Annotated in this window: 8 protein-coding genes; 5 read left to right on the forward strand and 3 right to left on the reverse strand. The window is 70.9% G+C overall.

Translation table 11 applies throughout. The features are described from left to right. Positions 1–23 precede the first annotated feature (23 nt). On the reverse strand, positions 24–869 hold the full coding sequence (locus FHS38_RS16965) for a dienelactone hydrolase family protein (RefSeq protein WP_184734404.1): 846 nt from the start codon (positions 867–869) through the stop codon (positions 24–26). Positions 870–966: 97 nt separating this feature from the next. Between FHS38_RS16965 and FHS38_RS16970 the strand changes: the two genes are divergently transcribed. Beyond that, entirely contained in the window at positions 967–1,938 is a 972-nt protein-coding gene (locus FHS38_RS16970) for a GlxA family transcriptional regulator (protein WP_184734405.1), read from the forward strand. A gap of 28 nt (positions 1,939–1,966) precedes the next feature. Here FHS38_RS16970 and FHS38_RS16975 read toward each other — a convergent pair whose 3' ends face one another. Continuing rightward, positions 1,967–3,160: a serine hydrolase domain-containing protein gene (locus tag FHS38_RS16975; protein ID WP_184734406.1), complete on the reverse strand. Its 1,194-nt coding sequence runs from the start codon at positions 3,158–3,160 to the stop codon at positions 1,967–1,969. Between the two features lie 436 nt (positions 3,161–3,596). On the opposite strand from FHS38_RS16975, the gene FHS38_RS16980 reads away from it, so the two are divergent. The 3 genes from FHS38_RS16980 to FHS38_RS16990 all read left to right on the forward strand — a co-directional run bounded on the left by FHS38_RS16980 (position 3,597) and on the right by FHS38_RS16990 (position 7,050). Then, positions 3,597–5,303, forward strand: a complete 1,707-nt coding sequence (locus FHS38_RS16980; protein WP_229821989.1) for an amidohydrolase — start codon at positions 3,597–3,599, stop codon at positions 5,301–5,303. Between the two features lie 55 nt (positions 5,304–5,358). Further along, positions 5,359–6,363: a response regulator transcription factor gene (locus FHS38_RS35395; protein ID WP_229821990.1), complete on the forward strand. Its 1,005-nt coding sequence runs from the start codon at positions 5,359–5,361 to the stop codon at positions 6,361–6,363. Between the two features lie 138 nt (positions 6,364–6,501). Continuing rightward, entirely contained in the window at positions 6,502–7,050 is a 549-nt protein-coding gene (locus FHS38_RS16990) for a hypothetical protein (protein ID WP_184734408.1), read from the forward strand. Positions 7,051–7,106: 56 nt separating this feature from the next. Here FHS38_RS16990 and FHS38_RS16995 read toward each other — a convergent pair whose 3' ends face one another. After that, the gene (locus FHS38_RS16995) at positions 7,107–7,766 is read right to left on the reverse strand and encodes a MerR family transcriptional regulator (protein ID WP_184734409.1); all 660 of its coding nucleotides are present in this window, start codon (positions 7,764–7,766) and stop codon (positions 7,107–7,109) included. 132 nt (positions 7,767–7,898) lie between these two features. Here FHS38_RS16995 and FHS38_RS17000 point away from each other — a divergent pair, with 132 nt between their 5' ends. Further along, on the forward strand, positions 7,899–9,239 hold the full coding sequence (locus FHS38_RS17000; protein WP_184734410.1) for a YhgE/Pip domain-containing protein: 1,341 nt from the start codon (positions 7,899–7,901) through the stop codon (positions 9,237–9,239). Positions 9,240–9,418: the final 179 nt, after the last annotated feature.

Below are 9,418 nucleotides of genomic sequence, written 5' to 3' on the forward strand. Positions count from 1 at the left end.
CGGAGCCGGTCGGAGCATGCCGCTCAGCCGGAGGTCTTCTCGGAGTGTCCGGACGGGCTCAAGCGGTCGGCCAGGAAGGCGAGGATCTCGTCCCTGGCCTTCAGCGTGGGATGTCCGTCCTCGTCGACGAGGTGGGCGGTGACCACACTGTGGGGCGACCCGACCACGTCGCGGAAGAACGGGGGCGGGTCGGTGTTGGCGGAACGGCCCGGAAGGACGCGGCCGTCGAAGGCGTCGCCGAGGAGTGCTCGGTAGGCGGCGAAGCGTCGGCCGGTGCACCAGCGGTCGTCGTCGAAGCGGTAGGCGAGAACCTTCAGTCCATCGCGCGCGATGCGGTCCCGTACCGCCCGCGCGTCCTCGTCGCCGAGCTCGAGCCCGGCGGGGTCGTCCAGCGGCAGCGACGGGTGGTTGACCACTGGCGCGATGACAGCCGGCTCGATCGCCATGGTGAGTGCGAAGTTGCCGGTGAAGCACAGTCCGATCGCGCCGACGCCCGGGCCGCCGCACTCGGCGTGGGCCTGGCGCGCGAGCCCGCGCAGCCACACGGTGGCGGGGCTGGTGCCGCCCCCGGCGAACGCACGGAACTCGGCACTGACACACGCGCGGCGGACGACCTCCTCACCACCCTCGGCCGTGGGATAGGCGCCGTCGATCCCGAAGAGTGAGGGGACGTGGACGGTGAAGCCCGCATCCCGCACCCACCGCGCCAGTCGAAGGACGTCAGGGCTGATGCCGGGCATCTCCGGCATCACCACGACGGCCGGCCCGGAACCCGCGGCGTACACCGTCTTCACCACCCCGTCCACGTCCACGAGTCGGCGGGAGAAGTCCGTGATTGCGTCGTCAAGAGGTCCGTCGGCAGCGTTCATGGTGGACAGCGTGGACTGATGCGCCCCGCAAGGTGAGAGGCCAGGTCGCCATGTACGGGGGTAATCTCGCCATGGGCGTGATGGTGAGGAGGCGAGCGTGAGCGCGCTGCGGGTCGGTGTCCTGGCTTATCCGGGCTGCTTCGCGTCCGAGGTGTACGGCGTACCCGATCTCTTGACGATGGCCATGCACGCCGCCGGCCCGGACCGCGCCGGATACGAGGTGTCGGTCGTCTCGCCCCGTCGTCGCGTCGCCGCATCGGGTGGTGCGGCGCTGGCCGTCTCCCCGCTGCGCGAGGTCGACGTCCTCGTCGTGCCAGGGTTCGAGCTCCTGCCGGGCCTCGACATGGACGCGAAGCTCGCACCCCTCGCCCCTGAAGTCGCGGCGATCCGCTCACACGCCGCCGCGGGCACGGCCGTCGTCTCCATCTGTGTCGGTGCGTTCCTCCTCGCCGAGGCAGGACTTCTCAACCGGCGCCGGGCCACGACGGCATGGCTCTTCGCGGACGAACTGGCCCGACGCTGCCCGGACGCGGAGATCCGGCCCGAACGTCTGGTCGTCACCGACAAGGGGGTGACGACGACGGCGGCCTTCAGTGCCATGTACGACTTCGCGCTGGAACTGATCCGTCGGCACAGCGGTGCCGATGTGGCACGGACAACCGCGCGGGTGGCGCTCGTCGACGATGCGCGATCGTCCCAGACTCCGTACGTCGACGCGCGACTTCTTCCGCGGTCCGGAAACGACTTCTCCCACAGGGTCATGCGACGGCTCGACCAGAACCTCGCCGCCCGGTACGACCTCGCCGCATTGTCGGAGGCGTTCAACGTCAGCACGCGGACCCTGCTGCGGCGCTTCGCGGACGAGACCGGCCGGAGTCCGCTCGAGTACCTGCAGTCGGCGCGCGTCCGCCGCGCCCGCCATCTCCTGGAGACCACGGACCGAACCGTCGCCGGCATCTCCGCCGCGGTCGGGTACCGAGACCCCGGAACCTTCGCCGCTCTCTTCGCCAAGCACACCGGACGACGTCCAAGGGACTACCGCGCGACTTTCCGACGTGATGCCGACTGACGGCGCTGCCACTGTGGTGTGTCGGCCGTTACTTCCTGCACAGGGCGGTGTCGACGAGAGCCTCGGCGTTGGTGAAGCCCTTCGCGGTGGGCGCCATGTTGGCGGTGACGACGACCGTGGCGGCGCGGCCGTCCTCCCTGACACCGGGGTAGGTGTGGTAGCCGGGGGTGTCACCGCCGTGCCCCCACGCCACGCCACCGCAGCTCAGAGGCGTCCTGATCAGCCCCAGTCCGTAGCCGAGGCCGGCCTCGGGGCCGTCGGGGATCTTGACGGTGGTGCGCATCTGGGCGAGCTGCGCGGGCTCCAGGAGCTTGCCGCCGATCAGGGCGGAGAAGAAGCGGTTCAGGTCGCCGGGGGTGGAGACCAGCTGTCCGGCGGACCACATCCAGGAGGGGTCGATCTTCGTGATGTCCTCCAGGGGCGCACCGGGCCCGGCCGAGTGGTATCCCTTGGGGTGGGGTTCCCGGATGCTCTCGTCGCCCACGCCGGGGAAGTAGGTGTGGCGCAGGCCGATGCGGTCGATGACCCGCTTGGTGATCTGTTCGGCCAGCGGGCGGCCGGTGACCTTCTCGATGATCATCCCGGCCACGATGTAGTTGGTGTTGCTGTACGCCCAACCGGTGCCGGGGGCGAAGTCCGCCTTGTGCGCCAGGGCTATGTCGAGTGTTTCGCGGGGCTGGTAGTAGGTGTGACGCTCCTTGCCGAAGACCTTCTCCAATATGTGGTCGGTGTAGTTGGGCAGTCCGCTGGTGTGCTGGAGCAGCTGACGGACCTTGATGTCGCGGCCGTCGATGCCTTCGCCGCGGATCAGGAGGGGCAGATAGGTCTCGACGGGGGCGTCGAGCTGGACCTTGCCCTCGCCGACCAGTTGCAGGACCACGGTGGAGACGAACGTCTTGGTGTTGCTGCCCGCCCGCACCTGCCCGTCGACGGGCACCTTCGCCTTGGTCCTCAAGTCCGCGACACCGGCGGTGTAGTTACGGGTGCGCCCGTCGCGGTCGACGGTGGCAACCAGAGCGGCGGGGAACTTGTCGTCGGTCACCAGGCGCTCCATGCCCTGGCGTACGACATCGCGCGGGCCCTGGGACTGCGCCGCGGACGAGGGCAGCGTGCCGGCCACCGCCAGGGCGGCCGACATCGCCACCACCGCCGTGACCGCCCGCCGCGGTCTGGGCAAGGACGTGGTGCGCCTACGGCTGGGCTGCTGAGAACGGTCGGTCATGAGTGAACTCTCCTTGCTCGGCAGGCTGGTTGCGTCGACGGACCGAACGCGTCCGGTTGCCTGTTCAAGATGGCTGACCGGGGGATCCCGGCCGGTCTCCAGACCATCACGCCGAGGAGCCGGGCAGCGTCCTGGCAACGGATGATCCACACCAGGGCCCTTGGTCCTTCGCCGGCCCGCGAGCAGGGCCGTGGTCCTGGTCTGCGATCCGCCGTGAAACTCCGGTCCGGGCCCCCTGCGCCGGGCTGCCACGGCCAGGAGCAGTGACGACCGGCTGTCCGCACGTCCTCGAAGCCGGTACCGCCGCTGCCGTACGTCCACCGTGCTCGGTTGAATGACCGATGTGCGCGGCCACCGGCAGATCGCACAGTGTTGTCAGCTTCCGCGGGCCCCGCCGCGGCCGGCCGCAATGACAGCTCGAGAGAAGGACACCGCCTTGCACTCCACCCCGGCAGACCTCGTCTTCGTCAACGGCTCGGTCCTGACCGTCGACTCCCGCTTCACCGTCGCCTCCGCCCTGGCCGTCACCGACGGCCTCGTCAGCGCGGTCGGGGACGACCGGGAGGTCATGGCACACGCCGGCCGCGCCACCCGGGTCGTCGACCTCGCCGGCAAGACGCTCCTGCCCGGCATCAACGACGCGCACCTGCACGGCTGCGCCCTGGGCATGACCAAGCCCCCGCTGTCCGTCGACGTCGCCCACCCCGCCGTACGGTCGATGGCCGACGTGCGGGAGGTCGTGCGGAAGGCGGCCGAGCAGACCCCGGCCGGAGAGTGGATCACCGGGTACGGGTGGGACGCGGGGTACCTCGCCGAATGCGTCGCCGCCCCCTCCCGGCTGCCCACCCGCCACGACCTCGACGCCGTCAGCCCCGGCCATCCCGTCCTGCTGTACTCCAACTCCGGCCACGCCACCTGGGTCAACTCCGCGGCCCTCGCGCGGGCCGGAGTGGACCGGAACACCCCCGCCCCGCCCGGGTCGGTCATCGTCACCGACGCGGCGGGAGAACCCACCGGCCTGCTCCAGGAAGGTGCCCAGGACCTCGTCCACCGGGCACTGCCGCCCCTCTCCCCCGAGCTGAGGGCCGACGCGATCAGGACCACCCTGCGCACCCTGGCCCGGCTCGGCATCACCAGCTACACCGAGCCCGGCCTCGGCCCGGGCGGCGACGCCCTGATGCGCGGCGCCATGGCCCACAGCACGCTCGACGTGTACCGACGCCTGCTGGCCGAAGGCGAACTGACCGCGCGGGTCAGCGTCCTGCTCCTGCCCACCGGAATGACGAGCACGGCCGAGGAATTCGTACGGGCGCTGGCCGCCATGGACGAGCCCGCGTCCACCGACCCGCGCCGCCTGAGCGTCGTCGGGGTCAAGATGTTCGCCGACGGCGTCCCCGTCAACAAGACGTCCTGGATGCACGAGCCGTACGTCGGCGGCGGCTGCGGCGCCCTGTGCGTCGGCGGGGACACCGACGAGGAGCGCATCGCCCAGATCGCCGAGATGATCCGCTGCACGCACGCCGCCGGGTACCAGGCCGGTGTCCACGTCACCGGTGACCGGGCCATCGACACGGTCGTCGACGCCTTCGCCGCCGCGAACGCCGCGCACCCCCGGCCCGATGCCCGGCACTACGTCATCCATGGCGACTTCCTCACCGCCCGCAGCATGCGCAAGCTCGCCGCACACGGCTTCGGCGTCAATATGAACCCCACCATCAAGTGGACCGTCGCCGACATCGAGGAGGAGTTCGTCGGCCCGGAGCGGGCCGCGTACGAATGGCCCTACCGGGACGCGATCGACGCCTGTGTGACCGTCACCAGCGGCTCCGACGCGCCCGTCACCCTGCCCGACTGGCGGCAGGGCGTCTCCACCATGATGCTCCGCGAGTCCAAGGCCAGCGGCCGCGTCAGCGGCCCCGACCAGCGCATCCGGCTCGCCGAGGCCCTCCGTACCTACACGGCCGACGCGGCCTGGCAGGACTTCGCCGAGGACTGGAAGGGCTCGCTCGAGGTGGGCAAGGTCGCCGACCTGTGCGTGCTCGCCGGAGACCTGCTGCGTGCCGACCCGCACGACATCCCGGACATGCCCGTGGTGTTCACCGCCGTCGGCGGCGACGTCGTGCACGACGAACTCACCGTCTGACCCGCCCCTTTACCCCCCGTTTGACCTCACCTCACCGGATGATCATGCTGAACGGATGACAGTGAAGCAGAGCACGACGGATGTGCTGAGCGCCGCCCTGCACGTACGGGAGGCCGCGCGCCGCGCCGTGGGCAGCACCGCCGGCGCGGACACCGTCCTCACCGCACTGTCCGCAGTGATCGACCACGACCACGCGTCGCTGTCCCGGTGGGATCCGCTGCGCCGGCGTCACCTCACACTGGCCGGCAGCTACCCGGCCGGCGCCACCCGGTACATCGAGAACCGCCTGCACGACGACCCCGCCTTCTCGCTGATCCGGTACTCGGCGGACACCACGCGCTGGTGGCACGACGTGCCCGGCGCGGTGCGACGGACCTCGACGGGACTCCACGCCGTCCTCGACCCCCTGGGCGTCGAGGACGGCGTGGCCCAGTGCTTGTTCGCCGCGGACGGCAGATACGTGGGCATCCTCAATGTCAGCACCACACGGAAACGGTGCGACCAGCCGGCCGTCCGGGCCGTGATGACCTTGCTGGGCGAGTGTCTCGCGGCCGTCACCGACCCGCTGCTCGGCCCCCGCTCCTCCGGAGGGCCGGGCGGCCCAGGCGACGCCGTGGGCAGTTCCTGCGCCGTACTCGTGCCGCAGGACGCGGACGCCGCCCCGGTGGTGCTGAGCGGCGAGCCCTTGCCCGGTCTCACCGATGCCGGCTCCCCGCTGGCGGCCCTGGTGCGGCGGACGGCCGCCCGGCGGGGGGCGCCGGACACCGTACTGGTGCCGTACCGGAAGTGGACCCTCGAACTGCACCTGACCCGCCAGGACGCCGGGACGGTCGCGGTGTGCCGCACCGTCGCCCGCCCCTCGGCCCTCTCCCCGCGCGAACTGGAAGTGCTGGCGGAACTCACCCGGGGGCGGACCAACCGCGAGATCGCCGACCGTCTCTTCCTCAGCCCGCGCACGGTCGCCACCCACATCGAGCACATCCTCGCCAAACTCGACGTCCCCAACCGCGCCGCCGCAGCGGGACGAGCCGTCGCCTGGGGCCTCGAACCGGCGTCCTGATCCCTTTTCAGAATCCCTGCTCAGCAGTCCTGTTCAGGGCCGGGTGAGCTGGCAGCGGGGCGCCCGCTTCCCTTGCCGCGTTTCCGCCCGATTCCTCGCGCGCAGTATCGAGAGGTCGGTACAGCGGAGGGAGAGAGCATGACCGTGATCGTCGGGCTCGTGCACAACGGGCGGGTGTATCTGGGCGGGGACTCGGCCGGTGTCGCCGGCCTGAGTCTCACCGTCCGCCGGGATCCGAAGATCTTCCGCAACGGTCCCTACGCCATGGGCTTCACCACCAGCTTCCGCATGGGACAGCTGCTGCACCACGCGTTCAAGGCACCCAAGCCCAAGGGCGACCTGGACCGGTTCATGACCACCGTCTTCGTCGACAAGCTGCGCAAGTGCCTCAAGGACGGCGGCTGGGCACGCAAGGACTCCGAGCAGGAGCAGGCCGGGACGTTCCTCGTCGGTGTGCAGAGCCGTCTGTTCGCCGTCTACGAGGACTATCAGATAGCCGAGCCTGCCGATGGGTACGCGGCCGTGGGGTGCGGGGACGAATTCGCACTCGGCGCCCTGCACGCCACGGCGGGCCTGGACCTCACACCACGCAAGCGTCTGGCTCTGGCCCTCGCGGCAGCCGGCCACCACAGCGCCGGAGTCTCCGCGCCCTTCAGCTACGTCACCACGCGAAAACACCTGTCCTGATCAAGACCGGCCTGCGCCTGGTGATCAATTGCCGGGGCAGCCGTCATCCATGGTGATCATTCGGCGTCAGGGTGGTCGGCGCCCCGGCGGCGGACCTGGTCCTCCTGGGCCAGCCGTCGCAGCAGTTCGAGCATGGGGCCGGAGAGGGCGAGGACGATGACCGCCTGTTCGGCCAGGGCCGGTGAGTCGTCGAAGGCGGCTGCGCGCTCGAGATCCAGGCGGGCGATCGAATGGGCCAGTTCCGCGTAGGCGACGAGCCTTTCCGGCCGGTAGTCCGCGTCGAGCCGTCTGAGCTCTCTGAGCGCGGTCGTCAGCCCCCGGACGTGGGGGGAGGTGCCGGGGACCTGCCAGTCCATGGCCGCGATCAGATCCATCACGTCCGCTGCGGCAGCCGATTCGGCGGCCGCGTCCCGGTCGGCGTCCCCGGCCGATGCCGCCGTGACCGGCACGGGCAGGGCGTAGCTGATCGCCTCGAGGGTCTTGTCGGTGTTCTCGGCCTGGTCGACCGTTGCCAGTACGTCGCGGGTGGCGGCGATGGACAGACCGCCCAGGGTGGTGAGCGCCTTGATCAGCCGCAGTCGCTGGACGTGCTCCTCCCCGTACTCGGCCAGTGTCGCGGCCGTCGCCCTGCCGGCGGGCAGCAGGCCTTCCCGTCGGAAGTACTTGATGCTGGCGACCGGCACGCCGGTCCTGCGGCTGAGCTCCGAGATCTTCATGCGGCGTCCTCGCTGGTGGTGCGGCCGGGGATCCGCCTGTGACGACTGGACACCCAGGGAAGATACTGCCACTATCCAGTAGCTGGATACCTGAAGTATCTAGCTACTCTATGTAATCGTCACGGAGAAGTCATGCCTTCCCCTCAGCCCTCCTCCGCGCTCCGCAGCCCGCGGCTGTGGATCGGCTCGGGCCTCATCCTCGCGGTGGTCTCCAGCTTGTTCGCCCTGCTCTATGTGGGTGGCAACGTGGACCCCAAGGGCAACCTGCGCGACCTGCCCGTCGCCCTGGTCAACAGCGACCGCGGCGTCGACGCGGGCGGCAAGCACACCAATCTCGGCGACCAGGTCGTCTCGGGCATCAAGAAGAACGCCGCGAACAACCACAGCTTCGACTGGCAGGTCCTCAGCCGGAAGGAGGCCGACAAGCGGCTGGGCCAGGGCAAGGTCTTCGGCGCGCTCGTCGTGCCGAAGGACTTCACCGCCGCGGTGACGGGGCTGACCAGCCCGCAGCAGAAGCAGGCCACTCGGCCGACCCTGACGGTGCTGACCAACCAGTCGGCCGGCAGCATCGGCTCCTCCATGGCCAGCCAGGCCGCCCAGAAGGCCGCCCACGCCGCCTCCGCCCAGATCGGCAAGGAACTCCTCGGCCGTGCGAACAGCCAGGGGGCCAAGCTCGCTCCGGCCGCCAAGCTGATGCTCGCCGACCCCGCGACCGTGGAGGTGGCCGACGGCCACCCACTCGGCTCGCACAGCGCCATGGGCCTGAGCGCCTTCTACTACGCGCTGGTCCTGGTCGTCTGCGGCATGCTCGGCGCCAACGCGATCAACTCGCAGGTCGACACCTTCCTCGGCTACGTGCACACCGACTTCGGGCCCTTCCGCCAGCGCATGCCCGTCCGGCACACGAGCCGGGTGCGCACGCTGGCCATCGGCACCGTCCTCATGCTCGGCCTCTCGGTCGTCATGGGCTCGATCGTCCAGGCCGCCACCGTCGGCATCCTCGGTATGGACGCCTCCCACCTCGGTCTGCTGTGGCTCTACTCCGTGGGCACCATCGCGGTCGTCGGCGTGAGCGCGCTGGCGCTGCTCTCCGTCTTCGGCCTCCCCGGCATGCTGCTCTCGGCCATCATCTTCGTCGCCATGGCCGTCCCCTCCTCCGGCGCGACCGTCCCGCTGCAGGCACTGCCCGACTTCTTCCGCGCGCTCGCGGCGTTCGAGCCGCTGCGGCAGATCACCGGGGGCCTGCGCTCCATCCTCTACTACGACGCCCAGGCCGACGCCGGCCTCGCCCGCGCCTGGGTCTCCATGGGCATCGCCCTGGTCGTCTCCGTCCTCTTCGGCTTCGGCGTGACCCGGTTCTACGACCGCAAGGGCATGCACCGCATCCCCCGTCCCGCCGAATCCGCCGAGACCGACGAGGCCGCCGAGGCCGCCGAGGCCGCCGAGGCCGCGCCGGCACCTGCGACGGCCTGAAAGGCGTAGGCACAACGGGCGGCGGGACCCGCGACAGCCGGGATCCCGCCGCCCGCCACTGATCCGAGGGGCGGGGGGGGGGGGGGGGGGCGCCCCCCGGGGGCGCCCCCCCCCCCCCGCGCCCCCCGGCAAAACACCCCGCCACGCGCGGGGGGGGGCGCGGCGGGGGGGGGGGCGGG

The sequence above is a fragment of the Streptomyces netropsis genome (genome assembly GCF_014203545.1).
In the GTDB taxonomy this organism is placed as follows: domain Bacteria; phylum Actinomycetota; class Actinomycetes; order Streptomycetales; family Streptomycetaceae; genus Streptomyces; species Streptomyces netropsis.